General features: G+C 53.2%; 22 protein-coding genes and 1 tRNA gene. 9 read left to right on the top strand and 14 right to left on the bottom strand.

The features are described from left to right. Positions 1 to 83: 83 nt before the first annotated feature. Entirely contained in the window at positions 84 to 374 is a 291-nt protein-coding gene (locus H575_RS02555; protein WP_042697428.1) for a UPF0058 family protein, read from the top strand. 43 nt (positions 375 to 417) lie between these two features. Here H575_RS02555 and H575_RS02550 read toward each other — a convergent pair whose 3' ends face one another. The 9 genes from H575_RS02550 to nifB form a co-directional block, all read right to left on the bottom strand. Next, complete coding sequence (locus H575_RS02550) at positions 418 to 843, bottom strand: hypothetical protein (RefSeq protein ID WP_042697425.1); 426 nt, start codon at positions 841 to 843, stop codon at positions 418 to 420. Between the two features lie 38 nt (positions 844 to 881). Beyond that, a complete protein-coding gene (locus tag H575_RS02545; RefSeq protein WP_042697421.1) occupies positions 882 to 1,685 on the bottom strand; it encodes an ATP-grasp domain-containing protein in 804 nt (267 codons plus the stop codon). Between the two features lie 116 nt (positions 1,686 to 1,801). Next, positions 1,802 to 2,770: a polyprenyl synthetase family protein gene (locus H575_RS02540; RefSeq protein WP_042697418.1), complete on the bottom strand. Its 969-nt coding sequence runs from the start codon at positions 2,768 to 2,770 to the stop codon at positions 1,802 to 1,804. Positions 2,771 to 2,779: 9 nt separating this feature from the next. Further along, a complete protein-coding gene (locus H575_RS02535; protein WP_042697415.1) occupies positions 2,780 to 4,123 on the bottom strand; it encodes an RNase J family beta-CASP ribonuclease in 1,344 nt (447 codons plus the stop codon). Positions 4,124 to 4,143: 20 nt separating this feature from the next. After that, the gene (gene fni, locus H575_RS02530) at positions 4,144 to 5,211 is read right to left on the bottom strand and encodes a type 2 isopentenyl-diphosphate Delta-isomerase (RefSeq protein ID WP_042697412.1); all 1,068 of its coding nucleotides are present in this window, start codon (positions 5,209 to 5,211) and stop codon (positions 4,144 to 4,146) included. Next, positions 5,208 to 5,963, bottom strand: a complete 756-nt coding sequence (locus H575_RS02525) for an isopentenyl phosphate kinase (protein WP_042697408.1) — start codon at positions 5,961 to 5,963, stop codon at positions 5,208 to 5,210. The genes fni and H575_RS02525 overlap by 4 nt, the downstream gene beginning before the upstream one ends. Next, positions 5,956 to 6,828, bottom strand: a complete 873-nt coding sequence (gene mvk / locus H575_RS02520; RefSeq protein ID WP_042697404.1) for a mevalonate kinase — start codon at positions 6,826 to 6,828, stop codon at positions 5,956 to 5,958. Before mvk ends, H575_RS02525 begins: the two co-directional genes overlap by 8 nt. A 1-nt stretch (position 6,829) precedes the next feature. Then, positions 6,830 to 7,669, bottom strand: a complete 840-nt coding sequence (amrB, locus tag H575_RS02515) for an AmmeMemoRadiSam system protein B (protein ID WP_081406625.1) — start codon at positions 7,667 to 7,669, stop codon at positions 6,830 to 6,832. A gap of 244 nt (positions 7,670 to 7,913) precedes the next feature. After that, positions 7,914 to 8,846: a nitrogenase cofactor biosynthesis protein NifB gene (gene nifB, locus H575_RS02510; protein ID WP_042697398.1), complete on the bottom strand. Its 933-nt coding sequence runs from the start codon at positions 8,844 to 8,846 to the stop codon at positions 7,914 to 7,916. Between the two features lie 117 nt (positions 8,847 to 8,963). Between nifB and H575_RS02505 the strand changes: the two genes are divergently transcribed. The 3 genes from H575_RS02505 to H575_RS02495 all read left to right on the top strand — a co-directional run bounded on the left by H575_RS02505 (position 8,964) and on the right by H575_RS02495 (position 13,421). Further along, on the top strand, positions 8,964 to 12,191 hold the full coding sequence (locus tag H575_RS02505) for a tetratricopeptide repeat protein (RefSeq protein WP_042697394.1): 3,228 nt from the start codon (positions 8,964 to 8,966) through the stop codon (positions 12,189 to 12,191). Then, entirely contained in the window at positions 12,192 to 12,668 is a 477-nt protein-coding gene (gene rlmH, locus H575_RS02500) for a 23S rRNA (pseudouridine(1915)-N(3))-methyltransferase RlmH (RefSeq protein ID WP_042697391.1), read from the top strand. It abuts the gene before it with no gap. 72 nt (positions 12,669 to 12,740) lie between these two features. Then, a complete protein-coding gene (locus tag H575_RS02495) occupies positions 12,741 to 13,421 on the top strand; it encodes a phosphoribosylaminoimidazolesuccinocarboxamide synthase (protein WP_042697388.1) in 681 nt (226 codons plus the stop codon). 471 nt (positions 13,422 to 13,892) lie between these two features. Here the strand turns inward: H575_RS02495 and feoB are convergent, their stop codons facing one another. Then, complete coding sequence (feoB, locus tag H575_RS02490) at positions 13,893 to 15,842, bottom strand: ferrous iron transport protein B (protein ID WP_042697384.1); 1,950 nt, start codon at positions 15,840 to 15,842, stop codon at positions 13,893 to 13,895. Continuing rightward, positions 15,839 to 16,084: a FeoA family protein gene (locus tag H575_RS02485; protein WP_042697381.1), complete on the bottom strand. Its 246-nt coding sequence runs from the start codon at positions 16,082 to 16,084 to the stop codon at positions 15,839 to 15,841. The genes feoB and H575_RS02485 overlap by 4 nt, the downstream gene beginning before the upstream one ends. Positions 16,085 to 16,252: 168 nt before the next feature. On the opposite strand from H575_RS02485, the gene H575_RS02480 reads away from it, so the two are divergent. The 3 genes from H575_RS02480 to H575_RS02470 all read left to right on the top strand — a co-directional run bounded on the left by H575_RS02480 (position 16,253) and on the right by H575_RS02470 (position 18,688). Beyond that, on the top strand, positions 16,253 to 17,665 hold the full coding sequence (locus H575_RS02480; protein WP_042697376.1) for a DHA2 family efflux MFS transporter permease subunit: 1,413 nt from the start codon (positions 16,253 to 16,255) through the stop codon (positions 17,663 to 17,665). Between the two features lie 71 nt (positions 17,666 to 17,736). Continuing rightward, positions 17,737 to 17,809: transfer RNA gene (locus H575_RS02475), tRNA-Pro, on the top strand. 21 nt (positions 17,810 to 17,830) lie between these two features. Further along, positions 17,831 to 18,688, top strand: coding sequence for a damage-control phosphatase ARMT1 family protein (locus tag H575_RS02470; RefSeq protein ID WP_042697373.1), 858 nt, complete (start codon positions 17,831 to 17,833; stop codon positions 18,686 to 18,688). On the opposite strand, the gene H575_RS02465 is transcribed toward H575_RS02470, so the two are convergent. Next, positions 18,682 to 18,876: a YwbE family protein gene (locus H575_RS02465; protein ID WP_042697369.1), complete on the bottom strand. Its 195-nt coding sequence runs from the start codon at positions 18,874 to 18,876 to the stop codon at positions 18,682 to 18,684. The genes H575_RS02470 and H575_RS02465 overlap by 7 nt on opposite strands. Positions 18,877 to 19,005: 129 nt before the next feature. Here H575_RS02465 and H575_RS02460 point away from each other — a divergent pair, with 129 nt between their 5' ends. Continuing rightward, positions 19,006 to 19,401 (top strand): hypothetical protein, encoded by a 396-nt coding sequence (locus tag H575_RS02460; RefSeq protein WP_155897835.1) that lies wholly within the window; start codon positions 19,006 to 19,008, stop codon positions 19,399 to 19,401. Positions 19,402 to 19,689: 288 nt separating this feature from the next. Further along, positions 19,690 to 21,753 carry an acetate--CoA ligase family protein gene (locus H575_RS02455; protein WP_042697362.1) on the top strand — a complete coding sequence of 688 codons (2,064 nt, stop codon included), beginning with the start codon at positions 19,690 to 19,692 and terminating at the stop codon, positions 21,751 to 21,753. A gap of 640 nt (positions 21,754 to 22,393) precedes the next feature. Here H575_RS02455 and H575_RS02450 read toward each other — a convergent pair. After that, positions 22,394 to 23,968 (bottom strand): sodium:solute symporter family protein, encoded by a 1,575-nt coding sequence (locus tag H575_RS02450; RefSeq protein WP_042697360.1) that lies wholly within the window; start codon positions 23,966 to 23,968, stop codon positions 22,394 to 22,396. A gap of 249 nt (positions 23,969 to 24,217) precedes the next feature. Then, on the bottom strand, positions 24,218 to 24,694 hold the full coding sequence (locus tag H575_RS02445) for a hypothetical protein (protein ID WP_042697356.1): 477 nt from the start codon (positions 24,692 to 24,694) through the stop codon (positions 24,218 to 24,220). Positions 24,695 to 24,703 lie beyond the last annotated feature (9 nt).

Here is a 24,703-nt window from a genome sequence, read left to right as displayed (position 1 = left end):
TGTATTAGATAGACTTTTTTCCGTCGGGATTTTTCTCGTCACGCAAATTATTAAGACGCTTCACCCCTTATCTAATTGGCATTATGCACAAGGAAGAACTACTTGAGCTTCACCAGATATTTTTTGACATAAAGGTCTACTATGAGTCATTGAATCCCGATCTGAAGTTTCCTCAATACAATGCCCTGAAAATCACTCCGGATATGGTCAATCGGAGTAAACTCGAGCACAAATATGCAATATTTATTCTCGGTTCTGAGATCGCCTCCGCTATGAAGGAGATCGAGACGATCTCTTCACGCGGGATCCCGACCCGGATGAAAGAGCTTGCCGACCGCACGCTCAAAGAGATGGAAGCCGAAAAGGAACAGTAAAATAAGGCGGGGATCTCTATGATCCGCCTTCGATTTTTCTATTTTAGCTCTTGGTGAACTCGACCCCGATCACCGAGCAGGTTTTTTTGCCGCTACTGAGTGTAAGGGTATTTTTCTGGGAAAATCCGGATGCGGCGATCGGAAAGTCCATTCTGTAGGTATGGTCATCGATCGGTGTCCAGGTGAAATCCGAGGACTGGGTGAATCCCATGGTCGCGGCCGTCAATCTGCCAGTGCCGCCTGTGTTGAAGATCAGGGTATATTTTTCCTCATACCCGTTGGGGTTTGTTGTTCTTCCGACCCAGGTGCCGACGAGAGGGTCGCTTTGGCTCACCGTCGGTCCAAGTCCCGGTTCGTATTCGATCTCGGGATCACTGACCGTCATATAGGATAGGCAGCCTGCAGAGCAGATCCCTCCCGTCAGTACGGCAAGCACAAGCAGGAATAGAATTACGGTGTGTTTCTCCATGAGGAAGAATCGGCCGCAGAGATAATAATAGCTCCTTTCTATTTTCTCCCTTCTTTATCCTGACGGATCAGATAATCGGCAAGAAGTTTGGGGATGGGGGCAGTCATACAGTGCCAGTTCGGGGTGCCGTTTACTTCAAGGACGGTGTATCCTCCGTCTTCAAGCGGGAGAAGGTCAACGCCGCAGTAGTCGATGCCGACTGCGCGTGCGGCTCCTTCTGCGGCGTCAGCCATTTCTGTGGGGATCTCAACGGCCTGTCCGCACCCTCCCTGGTGGATGTTGTGGGTAAGATGTGCGGACTCACGTTTGATTGCTCCTACGGCAGTGTTGTCTATGACGAAGATGCGGTAGTCACGATCATTTTTCACGTATTCCTGAACATAGTAAGGCGGTTCTTCTTTGATCTCGTCTGCGGAGGTGAACAGATAGATCCCGTTTCCGTCATAGCCGTAGACCGGTTTGTAGACCGCTTTTCCGCCGTGTGCGTCGAGAAATTTTTGGACCTTTTCTTTGCTGTTGGTAAAACAGGTTGCCGGACTGGGAGCTCCTGATCTGATTATTTTTGCGGTCGTCGTAACTTTGCTTGCGCAGATCGCGATGGCTTCCGGGGAGTTGATGACATGGTTTTCCAGTTCAAGGGCTTTGAGGAGTTCAAACTGGACACCGTCCTGTTTGATACCGCAGGCCCAGATGGTCTCTCCGGAGACGGGGAGATCGAACGGATCGACGGAGGCAAGGTCGAGGTTGATAAACGGAACTCCCCGTCGTCTGAGTTCGGACTGGACCATGCCGGTTGAGTTGTCAGTTGGTGTATCGGTCGGTTTGGGGATGATATGAATCATTATTCTGTGTTTGCTTTGGCGATGTAATAAGTCTGCCGTGATCGTCCCGGATCGGCGTCTCCGCACCCCGGATCAAAACACGATCCGCAAAATATCTGCACAAAAAAAAGAAAAAATTAGTATCTTCTTGCGATGAAGAAGTCCGCCATCTCCATGATCAGCGTCTTTGCTTCCGAGTCCGGAAGAACAGACAGGCCTGCTTTGGAGTCATTGATGAGTTTTTCGGCCATGCCCCGGGCTTTGTCCAGAACACCGGACGTCTCGAGAAGTGAAATCGCGTCCGCGATCTCCTCTTTCGAAAGGTCAGGCTTGTGGTAAGCGGAGAGATCGATTCCCCCGTCGCGTGCGAGGATCGCGAGCACGCTCTGCTTGTTTTCCCGGAGATCAGAGGCCTGATCTTTCCCGGAAACCTCTGACGGTGCGAGAAGGTCGATGATATCATCCTGGATCTGGAAGGCAATGCCCGTGTTCAGACCGAGGGTATACAGAGCAGAGATCTGCTTGACATCTCCGCCGGCAAGGGCGGCCCCGATTCCGGCGGCGGCCGCATAGAGGACGCCGGTCTTTTTCCGGACCATCGAAAGATACTCTTCCAGGGTCACATCCGACCGCGTTTCGAAGGAGACATCCTCCTGCTGACCTTCGCAGAGTTCATGACAGGAGTGGGCAAGCATCTGGACGGCGATCACTTTGGACTCGGACGTGGCGTTTTTCACGCGGCAGAGGTATTCGAATGCATTCGCATACAAAACATCGCCCGCAAGGATCGCGGTGGCTTCGTTCCATACGACATGGACAGTCGGCCTTCCGCGGCGCAGTGAATCCCCGTCCATGATATCGTCATGGACGAGGGTAAAAGTATGTGTCCATTCCAGAGCAAGGGCTGCCTGAAAAATATCCTCCGACGCGCCGCTCCGAATCGACTCTGCCGAAAGCAGCACAAGAGCCGGGCGAAGACGTTTTCCTCCGCTCACAAGGAGATGGGACGCTGCTTTCTGCAGAGTCGAGTCAACCGCTTTACTATACTCGTCCGCCTCCATATCGACTTTGGCGGCAACAGTTTTCAGATATTCATCAAGTTTCATTGGATCATCTCATTTGGGAAGGACCAGACGGTCGCCATTCTGCATAATATGGATCTCTTTGTTCAGTGCATAGCCGAACTCGGAACCAAGCGTCACATGGCCGGCTTTCATTGAGAACGGACCGTGGGACGGAATGATGTGCTCGGGGTTCAGCATCGCGAGAAGATCGTAATGCTCCTGATAGTAGGCGTGACCCGTTACATGGAGTCCGTCAAAGATCCGGGCGCCCTGCCGGATCAGAAGGCGGTCGACCTCGGCACGCTGGGCATAGTTGGTCGGCGTCGGGATGATGTTTGCCGAGAACAGGATCTTGTCGCCCTTCTCGATCTTGAGAGGGGTCTCATTTAATGCGATCCTCGAAAGCATGGATCCGGGTTCACCCTGGTGACCGGTCGCAACGAGAAGGAACTTGTCCTTGCCTTCTTTGAGAACACGGCGGAGCATGCGGTCCGTCGTCTTTCTGTTTCCGTAGATGCTTGTCCCCTGCGGGAAAGCTACCTGCTTTAAAACCTCGGCAGTGGTGTTGTACCTCTCCATACTGCGTCCGAGAAGCACAGGGATCCGGTCGATCTCGCGGGCGCACTCGGTGATGGTCTTGATCCTCGCGATCTGCGAAGCGAAGGTCGAAACGATGACGGCATTTTTGTCGTCCTCGCAGCGCATGATCGCGTCACGGACCCGAAGACGGGCAACCTGTTCGCTTGGGGAGTAGCCGCGGTCATCAAGGTTTAAGGATTCAACGATCAGAACCTTCACGCCCTGCTTGCCGATCTCACGCATACGGGCGAGGTCCGGAGCTTCACCGATGACCGGCGTCATATCGAACTTGAAATCGTTTGCATACACGACGCAGCCGACCGGAGTATGGAGAACGGCCATCACCGAATCGATGATACTGTGTTGAACACGGATGAACTCTAAGGTCAGACTCTGGGAGATGGTATATTTTCCCCCGGCTTTGAGAGCAAAGGTCTTGTTCATCACCGAGAACTTGCGTTCGCCTTCGATCTGCTGTTTGATCAGCTCGTTCGTGTACGGGGTCGAGATGATCGGGCAGTTGTAACGGTGAGCGAGTTTCTGGATCGCACCGATGTGGTCCAGGTGACCGTGTGTACATACGATCGCTTTGACGGTCCCTTCGACCGAGTTCATCACGGTGTCATCGGGAATTGCCCCCATCTGGATAAGATCCAGAGAGTGCATATTCTCCATATCCACGTTGTTGCTGCCCGTGATCGGGTCCAGATATAATCCAATGTCAAAAATGACGATCTCTTTGCCGACGCGGACCGCGGTCATGTTTCTTCCGACCTCGTTGTATCCGCCTACGGCTATTACTTCTATGTCTACCATATTTGTGTTTCCTGATTTTTTTATGTCCGAATCATCTGCCTGATGTCCCCTAAGAGGTAATACCTTGCCTTGGAAAGGGAAGGAATATCTTTTGCCCCGCAGAGGAACATCGAAGCCCTGAGTTCCGTGTGAATTGTGTCTATTGCAGATCCAAGGGATTCCTCGCCGGAAAGTGCCGGGCTAAGAAGAGATAATGCCATCCCTCCAAGCGTTGCACCAAGCACGATCCCTTTTGCAATATCGAGACCGGTCTTCAACCCGCCGGTAGCAATGACCGGTCCTTTACTCACCTTCGCTACCTCAAAAACACTGACCGCGGTAGGTATCCCCCATGATATGAGAGAATTCCCTAACCCGGCCAGGGCCTTATCACCGGCAGCATCCCGTTTCTGTGCACGGGCACCCTCGATCTTCGCCCACGACGTACCGCCGTATCCGCCGGTGTCTACAGCTGAAACACCGGCATCGAAAAGCCGGGCGGCAACTTCTGACGAAATACCGCATCCGGTCTCTTTTACGATTATAGGAACATTTGATTCTTTACAGGCCTGTTCGATTGCGCGAAGGCATCCTGCCGCATTGTGGTCGCCTTCCGGCTGGATGGCTTCCTGCAGGAAGTTTAAGTGAATACAGAGTGCATCGGCGTCGATCATTTCGACCGCGGCATCGACCCATTCCATCCCATGACTGACCAGCTGGACCGCCCCGATGTTCCCGCAGAGGAATGCATGGGGAGCAGCGTCTCTCACGATGCTGAAACTGTCAGCAAGATCAGGATCTTCGAGAGCCGCACGCTGGGAACCGACACCCATTCCAAGACCGTATTTTTCCGCAGCAGACCCTAAGACACGGTTCACTTCTTTCGTGTCCGGGTGACCGCCGGTCATCGCAGAGATGAAGAGAGGCGAGGAAAGTTTTCTTCCAAGGAAGTCGACGGAGAGGTCGATCCTGTCAAGATCGCATTCGGGCAAGGCGTTGTGTACAAGAATGACGTCTTCAAATCCAGCACTGCCGGCAGTAACGTCTGTTTCACTGCAGAGACGCAGATGATCCAGTTTTCTTGATGATGTACGTTTGTCTGTGGTCATTTTCTTACCAGTGTCCCGCCGTAATTTTTTCCCAAGAGGAAATCCGCCACACGGTTCGCGGCGAAAATGTGCGAGTCGATCCCATCGTCCGCGAGAAGGAGAAGTTCATCGATCTTTCCACGCATGCCGCCGGTTATGTCGGTGCTCGAAGAGCCGCCGAGATCGATCTCACCGACGTTTTTCCGGTTGATCTCCTGGATGACTTCGCCGTTTGCAAGAACGCCGCCCACATCGGTCGCGATCCCAACGCGTTTTGCGCCGAGTTTGACGGCAAGGTAGGGGACGATCTGATCGCCGGAAACGATACAGGCGCCGCGTTTTGTGTCCATGACCACATCTCCGTGCAGGACCGGGATGAGTCCTAGGGAAAGCATCTCTTTGATCTGCGAAACGCCTGCCGAGACAAGGCGGCCGTTCTCCGCAAGGCAGCATCCGAACGGATGAAGCGAGACGGCTTCCATGCCGGCTTCACGAAGCGAGGCTACGACCGAGCGGTTGAGCCGGGACACTGCCGTGTGCGTTACAAAAATACCTGCGGCGTTTGCTTTCGTCACGCCGCCCGGGATATCATAGGCTTTTGCCTCGGGATGCCCGCAGGAACCTGCTCCGTGCACGATGATGAGCGGGAATTTTCCGGCAAACGGTGCGATCTGCTCGGCAAGGAGTTTGATCTTTGCCGAATCGACGACCCCGTCTTCGGATTTTTTCGTAACGATGCTTCCGCCGAGTTTGATAATGACTGGTTCATTCATCTTTTTCTCTCCGTGCTCCTTCCGTGTCGATGGTCGTGGTTATCGGGCGGGCATCGCAGTCTTCGATCGCCCCGGCGACCCGGTTGCGGGAACCCTTTGAGCATAACGCCCAGATACATCCTCCACCGCCGGCGCCTGACATTTTTGCTCCGTATGCGCCGGCATTGCGGGCCGCGAGAACAAGCTGGGACAAGACCGGGTGACCAACGCCGAGAGCATCGAGAAGAGCATGGTTCCGGTTCATCAGAACGCCCAGATCTTTGGGATTTTCAAGATTGTGCATGGCGTCCATGGTCACGCCGCCGATCGCATCCATGATGCCGTTTGCAACAACCGGCGACGTCCGTTTGAGTTCAGCAACTTTTTCCACCATCTCCGCGGTGTTGTGGGAGATAAGAGAGTTTCCGATCACGATCGAGAGGTTCTGCGGAGGAAGAAGGCGGCGTTTTTCACTGCCGCGGATGAAGACCAGACCCCCGAATGTCGAAACATACGTGTCGGTCGGGCTTGCCCGCCCGCCCTGGGTGACTTTTTCCACCTCATAGGCCAGATCGCCGACTTCTTCACGGGTGTAGCCGAGCTCGAACTCATCGTTGATCGCAAAAAGCGTTGCCACCGTAACGGCCGCCGAAGAGCCGAGACCGGACGCACTCGGCAGCTGGGATCTGACATACACGCTGCCTTTGACATCCGTGATCCGGAAACATTCCGAGATGTAGGGGGAGTTTGGTTTCTGATAATATCTTGAATGCCGGACGGTGACCTGAACGCGGGGTTTTATCGCCATCGCGATGGCAGGTTTTCCATAGACGACAGCGTGTTCTCCAAAAAGAATGACTTTGCCCGGAGCGCTCCATGTTGCCATGTCAGACCACTTCCATCGCCGCATATCCTACGACTTCGGTTTGATCGCCGGTGACATCGCCTGATGTCTGATATACAAGAACACGGGCTTCTTTTGCACCGAACGCGGCGCATATCTCTGCCATGGCGGCAATACAGCCGTATCCGCACATGGAGGGGCGGATCCTAACCAGGGCATCATAGAAAGCGTTGACGTCAAGATTCCGCACAGCCGCAAGGACCGTCAGATCATTCTGCTCAGCAATCTTTGCCGGAACATAATGCGAACCGTCGCCTGACGCGATGATGATCGGGCGTGTTCCAGTTTCCTTCGCAGCGGTGATTACCGCCCGGGCGACCCGTTCTGCTCCGCGTGGAGACTGATCGCCCATGAGGATCGGGACGATTTTTGCGTTCGGGAACCGATACCGGATGAAAGGCATCTGAACTTCGAGAGAGTTTTCCTTTACCGAGACCAGATCATTATCCACCGGTATTGATCCGCTCAGGGCTTCGATGAAGGCAAGATCCGGGAGGACATTTCCAATCGGTGTCTCCCAGATCATATCCGAAGTGGAGGTTTCCACTCCCGCGTGACTTGGACCGATCAGAACAAAGGTCCCGGCAAATGCCGGAGGTATCTTTGCATATCCGCATGCTGCCGTAGTGCCGGAGTATACATAACCTGCATGCGGAACGAGGATCCCGTATGGATTCGAAACAGACGTCACCGTAGATGCAAAAAAAGCGGAGATTTGCTCATCCAGCTCATCGCCGTTTTTTGGATAAAATATACCCGAGAGTGTTGAGAGCCGCACAGACTTTTCCGTAGCCTTAGGCTCTGCCGGTATTTTTGATATCATTGTTATATAATGGGAAGATTTCCAGATTCCCCATCTAACCGTTTTTGTCCGCCAAACCTGTGAAGCGTGGGGCGGGTGTATGTAAGGTATATTATTATTGGTAGGGAAAGGCTTTAATTGTTGGGGTGGAGAGCAAACGAGCGGAGCAAAAAAGGGAAAAATACCAGACCTGCAGGATGTTAGAGAGCAGAAGCGGAAGATCAGCAAATAAAAAAAGGTGAGGGGATGCCCCGGCGAAAACGGATCACTCGCCGCTGCATCCGGTTCCTGATCCGTCGCCTTTTCCGCAGCAGCCGAACTCATTCTGGACATCCTTGCCAAGCAATCCGACCGCGTCAGCTCTGCATCTCTGACAGTGACGCATCTGGCGGACATACGGAGCGCAAAGCTCGTGCATCCGCGCCTTGTCTGCATTGGTCGGCGGAACGACGTCCTTGAATTTGTACTGAGGGATCAGCGGGATGATATTGAAGTTGAACACGCCCATTGCTCCGACTTTTTTTGCGATCTCAGGGATATGCCCGTCGTTTACGCCGGGAATGTACACGGTATTGATCTTCACGAGCATCTTGCGTTTTACCGCCTCTTCGATACCTTTGAGCTGCTGCTTCAGTAAAATTTCGGCAGCTTCACGGCCGTGATACTTTTTCCCGCCATACTCGACGAATGAGTAAATTTTCTCGCCGATCGCGGCATCGATCGCGTTCAGCGTGACCGTGATATTTCTGACCCCGTACTTTTCGAGGATATCGATCTTTTCCGGAAGAAGCAGACCGTTTGTGCTGATGCACAAAATCACGTCAGGATACTTTTCGTGGACGAGACGGAGCGTCTCAAACGTCTCCTCGTTTGCAAGCGGATCCCCGGGTCCTGCGATACCGACGACTTTGATGTGCTTCATCCGTGAAACGACTTCATCGATCCGCTCCAGAGCATCACCGGGGAGAAGGATCTCGCTTGTCACCCCGGGCCTGGACTCATTGACACAGTCATAATCCCTTACACAGTAATTACACTGGATATTGCATTTCGGCGCAACGGCCACATGGCATCTGCCAAATGTATGTCGTGCCTCCGGACTGTAACATGGGTGCTCATTGATTCTCCGGAGTGTCTCCGGGTCATACGGCAAATTCTGTGCATCACGCAGATCTTTGTCAGTTTCACGGGTTTCCATAGTAATTCTATTGTGTCTCGTCCTATAAAGTCCAAACGTTTCTGGCACTGACGCTCCACGAATATTCTTTATATCCATGGGACGAAAATAGTGGTATCAAAGTATCAGGAGGATTGGATGGTGGATATTGGCGGTCTTTTTGGCAAAAATGATAAACAGAATCCCTGGATAGCACGCGGAGAACAGGCATATGACAAAGGGCAGTATGAGGATGCGGCCCAGCATTTTACAAAAGCCCTGGAACTTGAGCCGGCTTCGGCAAAACTCTGGACACGCCTTGCCGCAAGCCAGCGGTTCTGCCAGAAATGCGATGCGGCTTCCCGGTCATATGCCAAAGCTGTCGAACTGAATCCGGATGACGGTCAGGCCTGGAAATCACTTGCCCTACTCCTCGGAGATGCAGGAAAATACGAAGAAGCGCTCTCTGCTCTCGGCCATGTTGTTTTGCCCGACAGCGAAGTATATCTCAAAGAGAGAAAATACGAGTGGCTCCGTCAAAGCGGCAGATACCGGGATGCCGCAGCGGTATGCTCGCAGCTCATCGCCGTTTTTCCGGGAAATATTCAGTATCGCGCCGGATATGCCGATCTGCTGATGAGAAGCGGGATGTTTGCCGAAGCACGATCCGTGTACGACGATCTCGCCTCCTCGCTTGGGAAACCTGAGATGTTCTCCAATGCCGCATTCTGCTGCGAGATGACGGGTGATGTCGAAGGTGCGCTGAAACGGTATGCCAATCTTGCCGAAAACGATGTGGTCGGCTGGTACCGCCGGGCACGACTCGAAGAAAGTCTTGGAAACTTTAAGAACGCTTCCGCCGCATACGGGATGATCCAGCATTACACAACCGGAGACGACGTCACCATCACAGTTCGCCGGGCATTGTCCTTTTACTGGGATGGAAACGGAAAAGAAGCCGCGATCCAGCTTGAAAAGGTCCTGGCAAAAGGCTATGCGAACGCTGAACTCTGGCATCTGCTTGGGACCATCTCGTTTTTGAACGGAGAGTTCAGGCGGGCCGTTGAAGCATTCGTCGAATACATCCACCTGAATCAGACGAATAACGCGGTCTGGTATATGAAAGGCTGCGCCGAGTACCTCTCCGGAAAATACAAAGAAGCACTCGAGAGTTTCGGGAAGATGGGTAAACTCGGCTCCGCCGTGCCCTCGCCTGCGAAAATGAAATGGTTCGAGGACAGCGAACTTGATCTGTTCGACAGCGGCCCGTCCCAGAAAGAGCAGATCAAAGTCGAGGTCGGCGTCGTGAACGAAGGGCTTCTTTCCATGCAGGGATACGCCCTTGCGGCTCTTGGGCGATACGGTGAAGCAGATAAAGCCGCCGGCGTTGTGCTGAGCCATGCCCCCGCAAGACTCGACATGGAACTTCTGCACAGCAGATGTCTTGCAGGACTTGGAAGATATCAGTACGCCGGAGATGCGGCGGCACGCGTTCTTGCAAAATCCCCTGAAAATATCGCCGCTTTAGAGCAGCATGCCGCGTCCATGATGCTTGCCGGCAAATACAGGGAAGCTGCCGGATCATGGAAAAAACTCCTCGAGGCATCGCCGGAAAACACGCTTGCCTACATCGGTCTCCTCAAAGCATGCAGCGGGACCGGGAGATACGAAGAGGCACAGGAGATCGCAAAACGTCTGTTAAGTGAAGAGTATCTTCCCCGCGACATCACAGTCACCCTGCTCGCGGGAGAATCTGCGGCCTCTGCCGGAAATTATGAGGAGGCAGTTATCCATTACCAGAACGCCGCCGCCTTATCATCCAATACGCCGGCAGCATTCATCGGTCTTGGCTCCGGATATGAAATGCTCGGCGAATACGAGAAAGCCGTGGAAGCATTCAGCTCCGCCGATGAGATCCTGCCGGATCAGCCGGGGATCCTGCTCGATCTCGGCAGGGCCCGGGCAGCAGCGGGACAGAGTCAGGCAGCTGCCGAGACCTATATCAGGATCATGACCGACCACCCCGACATCGCCGGAGCGGCATCCCACGTCACAACACTCTGCGCCGATCTCGGTCTAAACGAACAGGCGGCGGATGCGGCGTCCGCTGCATTATCCAAAGGAGAAGGGGGCCTAGGCCTTTTGACCCTCGGCGGAGACCTCTGCAGATCGATCGACCGGCTTGATCAGGCACAGGACTGCTATACTGCAGCCCTCAAAGCAGACCCTGATAACATCCATAATCTTTACTCGATCGGACATGTCCACTTGTTAAAAGGCGAGTTCAAACTCTGTACCGAATATATGGACCGGTGTCTGAGCCTTGCACCCGAGCATTCCCAGGCTTTGTTCGACAAAGGAGCGGCTTACGTAAACCTCGGCAGACTTGAGGATGCGGCAAAAGTCCTGCGGCATCTCACCGAGATCGACGAAACCAACACAAAAGCCCTGCTTCAACTCGCAGAGATCCTTGAACAGCTGCATAACTATGACGAGGTCCTCGAGGTCTATGCAAGATATCTCAATGCAGGCGTTCCCAACGCAGACGTTGTCAGGAAACTTGCCTCGATCTATCTTATGAGAGGAGAGTATGAAGAGGCACTCTCCGGCTATGAGCTTCTGATCGAATCAAACCCAGACGACATTATCACACACCGTCTGAGAGCAGAAGCGTTCAGGTTCCTTGGAAGAGATGAAGAGGCGGCAGAAGCCTGTGCAAAGATGCTGGCTCTTCGCCCAAACGACCAGAATATCAGATCCATGTATGCGGCATCTCTTGCCAACATCGGAAAAACGGAAGAAGCGCTCAAACAGTACGCCGAGCTGACCCTCAAAGACCCGGAAAACACCGCCGCTCTTTTCGGCTATGCCGAGATGCTTTCACGCATGGGAAAATATCCCGAAGCGATCAGATACTTTGACAAACTCATCGGGAAATACCCGAGAAACAGTCTGCTCCATCTCGAAAAAGCCCTTGCCTCGATCAAGATCGGCGAACCAAAAGATATCACGAGCGACATGACGACCGCGGCCCAGACAGATCCAAAAAATCCGTATGTACTTTCCGGTCTTGGATTCATGCAGATGGTCACCGGCCATCCAACCGAGGCTCTCGCTGCATTCGACAAAGCAGAGGCTGCAGGATGTAAAGATCCTGACCTGAACTTCTGCCGCGGGATCATCTATCTTCAGCAGAGCAGATTCGATATGGCGGAAAAAGCAGCGGATCACATCCTGAAGACCGATCCGGATCACCTCCCCGCCATGCATCTGAAAGCACGGTCGCTCGAGTCCGTCGGCAGACTCAAAGAAGCCGTCGGCTACTACGACCGGATCGTCGAGCTTTCGGAGACCCGCGAGGATCCGGAAATATCAAGAGAGGAGTAGATGCAGGTCCAGATCCTCTGCGTAGGAAAGATCAAAGACCCCTATATTTCCGCAGGCATTGCCGAGTTTGAAAAACGTCTGCGCCCGTATGCGAAGATATTCATCACGGAACTTGCCGAGGTGAAGATCCCGGAAAATGCCTCGGCATCGGAAGAGATCCGTGTAAAAGAGAAGGAGGGAGAGCTGATCCTTGCGAATGTGAAAGAGGGATTTTCCACCATAGCTCTTGACCCGTATGGGCTCTCTCTTTCGAGTGAAGGGTTTTCCGGGATCTTTCGCGAGGCGAAATTATCCGGGAGGAATATCTGTTTCATCATCGGCGGACCCCTTGGTTTGTCGCCTGAACTGCTCAAATCGGTCGAAAAAAAGCTTTCCTTATCCCAAATGACCTTTACTCACACCATGAGCAGATTGATTCTCTTTGAACAGATCTATCGCGCGTTTCGTATCCTGAACGGTGAACCCTACCACAAATAACGGTTTACGCCGTGTTACTTGTTGTCATGTAGCACCAATATTATACGTGGTTAGTTCCAACATATAAGTACCATGAAATTGGTATACACCGGCAAAACAAAAGATGTATTCTCACTTGACGATGGGAACTATCTGCTGAAATTTAAGGATGACTGTACTGGCGCCGATGGCGTATTCGATCCTGGGATGAACACAGTCGGCCTAACTATTGAAGGTGCCGGACGTGCAGGTCTTAGATTGACACAGTATTTTATGGAGATCCTGAACGCAAAAGGAGTCCCCACCCATTTCATCAGTGCAGACATCGAGAATGTAACGATGACCGTAAAACCCGCCAAGACATTCGGCAAGGGTCTGGAAGTCATCTGCAGATTCCGCGCAGTAGGCAGCTTCTACCGCCGCTACGGAGACTATGTGGAAGAGGCAGCTCCTCTGCCGGCATTTGTCGAAACGACGTTCAAAGATGATGCACGCGAAGACCCGCCTGTAACCAAAGATGCGCTGGAGATCCTGGGGATCATGTCCGCACAGGATTATGAGAATCTCAAGATCCTGACTCAGAAGATTGCCACCATCATGAAGGAAGAGCTTGCAACCAAGAACATCGATCTCTATGACATTAAGTTCGAGTTCGGTAAGATCGGTGATCAGGTCGTTTTGATCGATGAGATCTCCGGCGGAAACATGCGTGCTTACAGAAACGGCGAGTACATCTTACCGCTGGATCTGACGAAAATGGTTCTCAACGAGTAACCACCCTCTTTTTTTCTCATAGAACTTACGCGGGGTTGTGATTTCGACCGAGATAAACTGAAGTCATTATGAGATGTACGTCGATTTCGTGTAAGGTATTAGTGCAGACATAAGAGAGAAACCAACCGCGAATCCTCGCGAATCGCATTTTTCTTGCGTTCGGGCGCTCTGCTCCGGCTGATGCGTGCAAGCCAAAGGCTTGCGTGCCGCCTCAAGCGGGCTTTGCCCGCTAGGGCTTATTCGCGGTTAAATATATTCATGCTTCCGCACCAAACCGTACCCTTCCCGAATTGGACCCACACCAACCCCGAATAATCCTCCTATCTTCGATTCTTCTTACACGAACTGCAGTTTTTACATGACGTTCCCCCGCAGCCGCATGCTTCGCCCCGCAGATTCCTCTTCACCGCCCGCAGAAACAGAAAAACGATCCCTGCCGCGATAAAAAGAAAAAGGATCATCCAGAACCCTTCAGGCAAAACCAAGAAGAACACCTCCCTGATACACGACGAAGGACACGACCCAGGCGACCGCACACATCCCAAACGCCGCAAGCCCCGTCATCCCCCACGACCGGGTCTCCTGCCGGATCGTGAACATCGCGGCAAGACAGGGCATGTAGAGCAGGATGAACACCATGAACGAGTAGGCCGAAAGCGGCGTGAACACATTCATCAGCACATCCGAAAGGCCCTCCTCACCCACGCCGTAGAGGGTGCCGAATGCCCCCACCACGACCTCCTTTGCGACAAGACCCATCAGGATCGCGATCGCGGCCTCGGCAAAACCGAAACCGAGCGGTGCAAAGATCGGCGCGATCGTTGACCCGGCAATACCCATCAGCGATTCCGACGAGGCATACTCAACACCGAACGGCAGAGAAGCGAGCAGCCACATCAGCAGAACCGCAGGGAAGATGATCACCCCTGCTTTACGCAGAAACTCCCATGAACGCTCCCCCGCATGGATCAGCACGCCTTTCACCGTCGGGAGACGGTAAGGCGGCATCTCCAGAACGAACGCCGACGACTCCCCCTGAAAGAGCGTCTTCCTCAGCAGGATCCCGCAGATCAGCGCAACCAGGATCCCCAGCAGATACAAAGAAAACATCACCAGTCCCTGAGACCAGCCGGCAAAGAAGATCCCGACAAGCAGCAGGTATACGGGCAGCCTCGCTCCGCACGACATAAACGGCGTGATCAGGATCGTCAGAAACCGTTCGCGCTTCGTCTCCAGCGTCCGGGCCGCCATGATCGCCGGCACACTGCACCCGAATCCGAGGATCATCGGGATAAAGGATTTTCCATGCAGACCGAGTTTATGCATGACCCGATCCATGATCACGGCAACTCTTGCGAGATATCCGGAGTCCTCGAGGATCGCAAGAAGCAGGAACAGCAGGAATATATTCGGCAGGAAGACGACTACCGACCCGACCCCGCCGATGATTCCGTCAGAGATTAGTGACAGGACCCAGTCGGGAGCGGCGATTCCGGCAAGACCTGCCGAGGCAAAACCCGCAAGCAGTCCGAACCCTTCATCGATCAGATCCATGATTGGAGCGCCGACGGTGAACACGATCTGGAAGATCAGATACATCACGGCCAGAAAGATCGGGAACCCCAACCATCTGCTGGTCACGATCCTGTCGATCCGCTCGGACTGATTTTTGCCGCCCGCTTCCATATGATCTACGGATTCGTGCAGAATGCCGGCGATGAACCCGTATCTCTGATCCGCAAACACCTCTCCCGGCGAAACGCCGTAGATTCCTGCAAGGTGGGTCCTGACCGATTCGATCTCCGGCTCTTCTGATCCGTGGATGAGCGCCTGTATCGCAGACCAGCGTGATCCGGTGATTGCAGCCGCCTGCCGGACATGTTCCTCAAGTTCGTGATCATACCTGGTGCCCATCGTGGAGGGGGCAGGCCGTGAAAGGATCGCCTTGATCAGACCGTCCTTTCCTGTCTCATCGATCGCTTCGATTTGGACGACCGGGACACCGAGCATCTTTGAAAGATGCTTGGTATCGATCACGAGCCCTTCGGCATCGGCATATCTATTCATATTTAATGCAAGGATCAGCGGCACGCCAAGCTCGATCAGCTGAAGGGTGACATACAGATTTCTCTCCAGATGTGCGGCGTCCGCGATATTCACGACGACGTCCGGTTTTTCGTTCAGAAGATAGTTGACTGCGATCTCTTCTTCGAGAGATCTTCCGCTCAGACTATAGGTCCCCGGCAGATCCACGATCTCGATTATCGTATCGTCATAGATGATCTTCCCCTCTTTCTTTTCGACCGTGACGGTCTTTCCCGGCCAGTTTCCCACATGGTGACGCATCCCGGTGAGGTTATTGAAAAGCGTCGTCTTCCCGCAGTTCGGGTTGCCGGCCAATGCAACGGTGATCTTTTTCATACGGCGGCCACGCAGATATCTGCGGCATCATCTTTTCGTATGGCAAGCTGACATCCTCTGACAGAGATCATCATCGGGTCTCCAAGCGGGGCGACGCCGGTGACCCGCACGCAGCAGCCGCGGGTAAGTCCGAGTTCGAGAAGCCTGCTCCGAAAACCGAAGTTTGTTCCATCGATGAATCCAAGGATGGATGCTGATTTTCCTGTCGGAATATCTGATAACCGAACTGATTCATTTTGCATACAAATTACTCTCTTCTTCGGCACGTATATCCGGGAGCCGAAGGAGTTTGGGATACATTTTGCCGCCCTGAAAAATTACGGCAAATCAGGCAGAAAACCGAAAATATGCGCGGTATCCATGGCCTTTGGAGGGCTTTATATCTCCGCAGATCAACCTAGTACTGCTCTATGACCGCGATCATTCTAGACCCGTTCCGTCAGAAACTGCTCCTCATAGCCGTCGGCATCGCGGTCTTCATGGACGCACTCGACGGCTCGGTCGTCAACATCGCTCTCCCGGTGATCGCCGCGGAGTTCGGGGCCGATACCGGCACGATCTCCTGGGTGAGCGTCGCCTATCTCCTGACGCTCGCCGGTCTCATTCTCATCTTTGGAAAACTCGCCGACCGCGGGTACGTAAAGATCCTCTTCATCGCGGGCTTCATTCTGTTCACGCTTGGCTCAGTCGTTTGCGGGCTGTCCCCCGACCTCACGCTCCTCATCATCTCACGGGTCTTCCAGGGGGTCGGGGCCTCGATGATTGCAGCCTCCACGCCGATGATCTGCGTCAAGTATCTTCCGGCAAAGATGCTCGGGGTCTCGATGGGTGTTCTCACCGCCGCAAGCTCCATCGGGTTTGCGATCGGTCCCGCGATCGGCGGCATCATCACCCATTTCCTCTCCTGGCACTGGATCTTCTTCATCAACATCCCGATAGGGATATTTGCCGTCCTGTTTGCCCTCAAAATAATCCCGCGTGCTACGGTCCCGGATCGTTCCCCCTTCGATTTCACCGGCGCGTTCGCTCTCTTCTGTCTGATGGTCTCAGGCGTGTTTGCGCTGGAGCGTCTGCCGCATCTGGGTCTTTTCGACCCGCTGATCATCGGTGCACTGTGCGTCTCTCTTGTCTCGCTCGTCCTCTTCTGTGCAGCCGAACTGAGGAGCAGTCATCCGATCCTCAACATCCGCGTCTTCAAAAAGCGGCCGCTGACATTCGTGGTGACGGCGTTTCTGATTGCTCAGATCACCAGTGCCGGCTTTTTCTATCTTCTGCCGTTTTATTTATCGGCCGGGATGAACTTCGATCCGGCAGCGAGCGGTCTCCTTCTCTTCATCCCTGCCGCGGTCACTGCTCTCTTAAGTATCCCTCTTGGTCACTGGTCGGATATGACCGGAAGGCGCGGGTTTGTTATCGCCGCGTTCGGCGTGCTGGCCGCAACGAACCTGATCTATGCGTTCATCGTCCCTGAATGGGGTCTGATCCCCTTAGTCGGCAGTCTGGTCCTGATGGGTCTCGTCTGGGGTATCGGCGGGGGGGCGGCCTCCAGCCGGATCGTCGAGCAGATGCCGAAAGGTGAGGAGGGGACTGGTTCATCACTGATGATCACGACCCTCTACTTCGGCTGTGTGGTCGGGATCGCGCTGTATGCCGCGGTTTTCACCGCTATGACCTCTGCGGCGGGCAGTATCGTTTCATTTGCCGAGCTGGATTACGCGGTGTTCATGTACGGATTCCATATCACGAATGCAGTAGGTCTCCTGATTGGAGCCGCGGCGCTGATCTTCTCGGCGGTCGTGAAAGATCCGGCACGGGAGAAATAAAAAATCCGGGTTTTTCCAGCCGGCAAAACCGCAACTTAATAAAGAGATGAGAGCCAATATTAGTGGAGCAAGGGGCCGTAGGGTAGCCTGGAATCCTAGGAGACTGGGGGTCTTCTGACTCGCGTTCAAATCGCGGCGGCCCCATACCTGTTTTGGAGAGTTTTTATGAAGTTAGCACCTGAATGCAGGACTTGTCTGCTGACAAAAGTCCGTTCACAATCACAGATCGTAACGAATGACGAGGAGGTTTTGGCCAGGGTCAATGCCGAGTGCACGGAGGTGTATGACCGGTACCTCGAGCACGATCCGCGTGCAGCGGTCGCCGCCGGCGAAGTTCACCGAACCTGTTATGCCGCGATCGGTTCAGACGATCCGTATGCTGCTATGAAAAAAGAGGACAACGCCGCCGCGATCCGTGTGGCCTCGGCAGTTCGTCCGAAACTTTCCACCCTTCACGATTACATGACCGCCGCGATCATCGGGAACACTATCGATTACGGCGTGACCGGGCACGAGGTCTCGGCAGATCTTGTCGCATTCTTCGAAAAAATGCTTGCAAAGGATCTGGCGCTCGACGACTCGGAGGAGTTTTTCAAGCTTGCCGACCGTGTGGTCTACTTCACCGACAACTGCGGCGAGGTCATCTTCGATAAAATGTTCTGCGAAGAACTGCGAAAGAACGGCTCGCACGTGACTATTGTCGTGAAGGATAAACCGATGCTGAACGACGTGACGGTGAAAGAAGCGGCAGATCTCCGTCTCGAAGATGCCGCAGACGCCGTATTCCATTCGGGTGGCGGGGCGCAGCTTGGCGCACATCCCCCGCACTTCCCGCCTGAAGTCCGTGACGCGGTCGATCAGGCAACCCTGATCATAGCAAAGGGTCTTGCCAATTACGAGAGTCTGACCGAGTATACCCTCCGACCGCCGGTCGCTTATCTGCTGATGGTAAAATGCGACGCGGTCGGCAGGGACGTCGGCGCAAAAAAAGGCGGGATGATCGCTATTCTCCGGCGTCAGTAGATCTCCTGTACGCGGCCGACCGACCCGTCGGTGAGCCTGACTTTGATCCCGTGAGGATGATTGGGGGAGTTGGTCAGAATATCTGCGACCCGCCCAAACGTCAAAGCCCCCGTTCCCTGATCTTTTTTTAGAATTATCGCCACCGCATCCCCCGGATGAATATTACTGCGCAGATTTCCGTTTTTCATACTTCTGCATACCCGTTGGACGCGGAGCTACAAAGCATCGTATGCTTTTGGATCTGTCACTGCCATACTCCATCCAAACACTATTAATAGAGAAACTCCTAATTGATGTTTATCGGAGGAGTCACAAGTATGGCATCAAACAAAGATAAAGACAAGAAAAAAGCAAGCAGGGAAGCCTCCAGAGAGCTTTCCAAAAAGACGAAATCGGCGAAGAAAGCCTTAAAACAGCTCAAGAAAGAGAAAAAGGCCGCTGAGAGTCTGATCGACTACTGCCGATCCCTGAGCACCTATCTGACCGAACAGGCCGCAATCGAGGTCTCGAACGATGAACTGCTCGCCGAGCTGGCAGAAGAAAAGCTTCTGAAAGACTTTTACTCTTCCTCTGAGTGTGCGGATGCTTTTGCAGCTTACCGCAGCCGGTTTGCCGAGGAACAGACCGCACGGTGCGACGCGGCTGAACAACCCGTTTTGGATCCGGTCGAAGCAGAGTATGAAAAGACAGAACCCGAAAACACGGGTTATTAAACCTCAAAATCCCTTCATTTTTTTTTACCGAATCAGCACTGCAAAATCGTTGAAAAGCCAAACCGCGTCATTTGCAACTTTGGATCCGCAGGATATCCCGGTATTTTTCAAAAAGTGTGTCGTCAGAATGTGCGCGCACCTTCGACAAACGTTGAAATACGGCACAGGCGATCACAGAATAATTATCTCAAACCACAGAGTATATATCAAATCTACATGATAAATAATGTATAATTCGGATTCGCGGGAGATGACTCCTGCGAACGAGATACCTACTGGAGTACCGACATGTCAGTCAAAGCTACCAAAATGCTCTCTGAAGCGGATGGATATGACCTTCTGCGTCAGTTTAATGTACCTGCTCCGGCCTTTGAGATCGTCCAGACACAAGACGATGCTGCAAAAGCCGCAACAAAAATCGGTTATCCCGTAGTAATGAAGATCGTCTCCCCCCAGATCATCCACAAAAGCGATGCGGGCGGAGTAATCGTCGGGATCAAGACGGATGCTGAGGCAAAAGAGGCATTCAATAAAATCGTAACTTCGGCAAAAGCCTATGATGCCTCGGCAGAGATCAAAGGAGTCATCGTCGAAGAGATGGCAAAACCCGGTCTCGAGCTGATCATCGGCGGAAAGATCGACCCGGCATTCGGCCGTGTCCTTACCTTCGGTCTTGGCGGCACGTTGGTCGAGTTCTATAAAGATGTCGGGATCCGGCTCTTACCCTGCGACGACGAGGATATCAGGACCCTCATCCACCAGATCAAAGCATATACCCTTATCAGAGGATACCGCGGCCAGGCTCCGCTCGACGAGGAGTTCCTGTTCCAGACGCTGAAGAACGCCTGCGCATTCTTCGAGAAAAACGATAATGTTGTCGAGTTCGATATCAATCCTCTCCGGCTCTACGAAAAGGGCGGCTGCGCAGTCGATGCACGCGTCATCGTTCAGGATGGTCCGGTCGAACTGCCGGCACATTATGATCCAAACAAGATCGTGCCGCTCGACTACTACAAGCCAAGAAGCGTGGCAGTTATCGGAGCATCCGATGATCCGACCAAGATGGGCTATGCAGTATTCCGCAATATCCTTCAGTTCCCCGGCAAAGTCTACCCGGTGAACAACAAACGCGACGAGATCCAGGGTGTCAAATGCTACCCGACCCTCTCAGCTATCCCCGGCCACGTGGATATGGTCGTTATCACCGTTCCCGCTCAGCTGGTTCCGGCGATCATGAGTGAGTGCGGCCAGAAAGGCGTGAAGATGGCGGTCGTTATCACCGCAGGATTCAAGGAGATGGACGAGGACGGACGCGCCCTTGAAAACCGGATGGTCGAGATCGCCAAGAACTACGGTATCAGGATCGTCGGTCCGAACTGTCTTGGTCTGATCCTGCCACCCTACAAACTTGATACGACGTATGTTTCCACCTCGCCCCTGCCGGGCGACATCGCGTTCATCTCCCAGTCGGGAGCTATCGTCAACGCAGTCGTAGGAATCTCCCTGTCGGAAGGCTCCGAGATGGGGTACTCCGAGGTCGTTTCGGTCGGCAATCAGTGTGATCTGGACTTCCTTGACTATATGAGTTATGCTGCCCGCGACCCGCACACCAAATCGATCATCCTCTACGTTGAGGAGATCAAAAACGGCGTGGCATTCATGGAAATGGCAAAGGAGATCACCCAGACAAAGCCGATCGTTGCCATCAAAGCAGGTTCCTCCAAGAGAGGTCAGGCTGCCGCAGCTTCGCATACCGGTTCCCTTTCAGGATCGTTTGAGGTCTACATGGAGGCGTTCAGAAAGTGCGGCGTTGTTCCGGTCAAGACGCTTCCGGGCGCATTCCAGGTCGCCAAGGCCCTTGGAAATCTGAAAAAGCCGCTCACCGGCCGCCGTGCGGTCGTTATCACCAATGCAGGAGGATTTGCCGTTCTCTCCAACGATTACGCTGAGACCTGGGGTATCGAGATCATCGATCTGCCAAAGCACGTGCTCGATGAACTGAACAGTTTCCTGCCGCCGTTCTGGAACAAGAACAACCCGATCGATCTCTTAGGCGATGCCACGGAGGCACGTTTCAGAGGGGTCTTCGATGTTCTGTGCAAGAACGAGGATCTTTGGGATATGGCGATCCTCGTCAACTTCCCGAACAAAGTCCTGGCCCCAGACCGGGTCGCCCAGATCCTGATCGACAACTCGAAACGCACGGATAATCTCCTTGTCGGAACCTTTGTCGGTGGAGACTGCTTAAAGCCGGGTGTCGATCTCTTGAAGAAGAACAATATCCTGGTCTTCGAGGAGCTGGAGTTTACCTACCGTGCCCTTGGACACCTGAGCTGGACTGCGGATCGCTGATCTGCACGGTCTGGTCTGCCTCTCATTTTTTTCTTTTTTCGTATGCATTTTTTCTGTGGTTTGATAACTTACTCTAGTCAAAGCGAGTGATTTGAAATACAAGATATTTCCACCGCGTCGGGCTCCACGCCGGATCGCAAATCAAAGATTTGCTCAAGGCTCACGTCGCTTTCGCTCCCTTGGCCAGTCCCCTCCCGCACCCCGGGATTAAAAAAGTAACTGGCTCACGATTGTATATTAAAAACACCACGAACTCTAAGCTTGCGAAACGTCTCATGAGGCTTTGGTTCTTAGAACAATGCTATCGGAAAAACTGCTCGCAAATCTGAAATTTACTCTCCGTTTCGCTTCGTTGGCTTTCATGCCGTTTTTTTAAGCAAGTTCTCTTTTTGTGTGATCCAAGAAATATACTTTTCAAAATAGATCTCGCATTTCCCAATTTTTTTCTGATCTCGGGGTGCGGGGCCGCGACTTCGGCGCGGAGCGGCCCGCGGTGAGATATCTTATTTTCGAGGGCCACACACGTTTTCAGCCACCCCATCTCAGTGAAATTGTCAACGAAGTCGTTGGCAGCATAGAAAATATTTCAGCAAAGGCAAAAGTCCGCAATCGGCGAATCGTTCGCGTGAAAAAAAAGAAGTTACTCTTTTGACTCTTCGGTCAATGAGTTTGGTTTATCCTTCGGGTGAAGGTACATGCCTGTGTAGGTCAGATCAAGCGCCTTCTCGGAGTTCTTCTTCGTAATCAGACTGACGATGACCATTGCGGCGATCGAACAGGCCAGCGAATAGATCGAGAAGTGCATCGGCAGTTTCTCCACGAAGTTGTAGTAAGCGCCGAACGCGAGACAGGTGATCAGACCGATCAGCATACTGGAAATAGCGCCCGCTGCGGTTGCCCGTCTCCAGTAGAGACCGGCGATCATCGGGACGGCAAATGCAGAAAGCATCAGACCGATACCGAGCCAGATCAGGAAGGCGAGCATCTCCGGCGGGTTGATCGCAAGGATCAGCGAGATGACTGCGGCAAGAAGAACGCAGATCTGACTCACAAGAACGACCTGACGTTCGCTTGCTTTCGGCCGAAGCATGGTCTTGAAGATATCCCAGGAGAAGGTCGTTCCGACCGTCAGCATAAGGCGGTCAGTCGTCGACATGACTGCCGAGAGTACAATCACGGCAAAAAGCCCGGTGATCAGGATACTCGGGCTTGCCGCCTGGATACCGTACATGAGCGCAAAGTCCGCGACCTTGCCCCCTTCCGGCACAACACCCGCGAGGAGTCCGTCTGCCTGCATCGACCTGACCGCCATGCCGCAGAGCTTCACGAGCAGCATGATCACGAGATAGATCAGGAATGCCACGATCGGCGCCCACTTGAAGTAGGACGTTTTTCGTGCGGCAAACACATTCGAAAGAACATGCGGGGCGCAGGCGAGACCTACTATCAGCAGCACGCCAAACGAGAACAGATATTCAGGCGTACAATAGGCGTATGCCGCAGTACTTCCCGAAGGGAACCAGGGCATGACCAGATTCGGATCGATCGTTGCGAGAACCGTGTTAATATGCTCGAGACCGCCTGCATAGGTTAGGATAAACGGAGCTACGAGAATCACGCCGAAGATAAGGATCAGACCCTGAACGAGTCCCGTCCATGAAACGGCATACAGGCCGCCGATGACTGTATATGCGGTGATGATGACTCCGGCAATCAAAAGAGCCTGCCAGTGTTCCAGACCGAACACCCAGATCAAAACGATACTGATGGCGGTGTACTGCCCGACGAGATAAACCAGAGAAACGGCGATGCTGGCAAGAGCCGAAAGAGCGCGCAGTTCCCGGGTGTTTTCATATCTGAGTGAAAAATAATCCACAACGGTCATACACCCGTTTTTTCTTCCGATCTTATTGAGTTTGGACCCAAAGAAGATGATACAGAATGCTGCTGACAGGGGGACGAATATCTGCTCCCAGATGCCCGGCCAGCCTGACGCAAAACCGAACCCGCTGGTTCCGACAAGCGTCATGCCGCTGCAGATCGAACAGACGATCAGCAGGGTAAACAGCCAGAACCCGAGACTTCTGCCCGCAAGCATATAATCTTCAGAGCTTTTGATCTTCTTCGAGGCCCACACGCCGATACCAAGTAAAACTACAAAGTACACAGCGATGAGTACAAGCGTGATAAGTGTGCTTTCTCCGGCAAGTGCCATATCACTCCTCCTTCTCCTCAGGGAACGTGAATCCCCAGATCAGTAGGAGGATTATGCACAATAAAATGGCTCCGCCAACAGCGAAAACCGTAATATCGGGTAATCCTAATATCATATCATTAGTATGACACGTGTTGACATATAACACGTTCGGTTCAGGTCAGCAGGTCACTGAGTGAAAACAGGGAAAATGCGAAAAAACATGGAGATCGGCACCCCGCCGGGGTCAGTGCCGGAAAACCGCGCAGATCAGAACAGGTCCCGGTCTGCCGGGATCTCATACTGCTGAAGAACACTTTTTTTCAGATCGGTCACGGCCTTTTCCAAAGGAAGGACGAAGAGAAACTTTGGGACATCGGCAAATCCGTGGAGACCGAAGACAACGTAGAAGGGATTTCCCTCGGCTTTTGCATAGGCAAGATATTTGTCGAAGATCTCCTGCGTCGTCCACGGCAGATAGGCTTCGCCGTCCTCACCGACAAACATCCTGCTCCGGTAACAGGTGACCAGATCAAAACGGACCTCGTCCGCATCTCTCAGAGCAAGAAGATCCGGCTCCCCTGATTGCCGTTCTTCGCGGCCGGTCGCCGTCCAGCCGCTGCCAAGCCGTTTGATCACATACTCGCGAAACGCCAGAGCTACCAAGGGGTTGCCGTCGTCTGGTTCCGTGTCCTTATCCGGATACCAGACGCCCAGAGCACGTTCGATGTTGCCTAATAATCCCATATGATATTA

Origin of the sequence: Methanocorpusculum bavaricum DSM 4179, assembly GCF_000430905.1 — an archaeon.
GTDB classification, from domain to species: domain Archaea; phylum Halobacteriota; class Methanomicrobia; order Methanomicrobiales; family Methanocorpusculaceae; genus Methanocorpusculum; species Methanocorpusculum parvum.
Note: the sequence above shows the minus strand (reverse complement) of the source record. Positions and strands in the feature narration are given on the sequence as shown.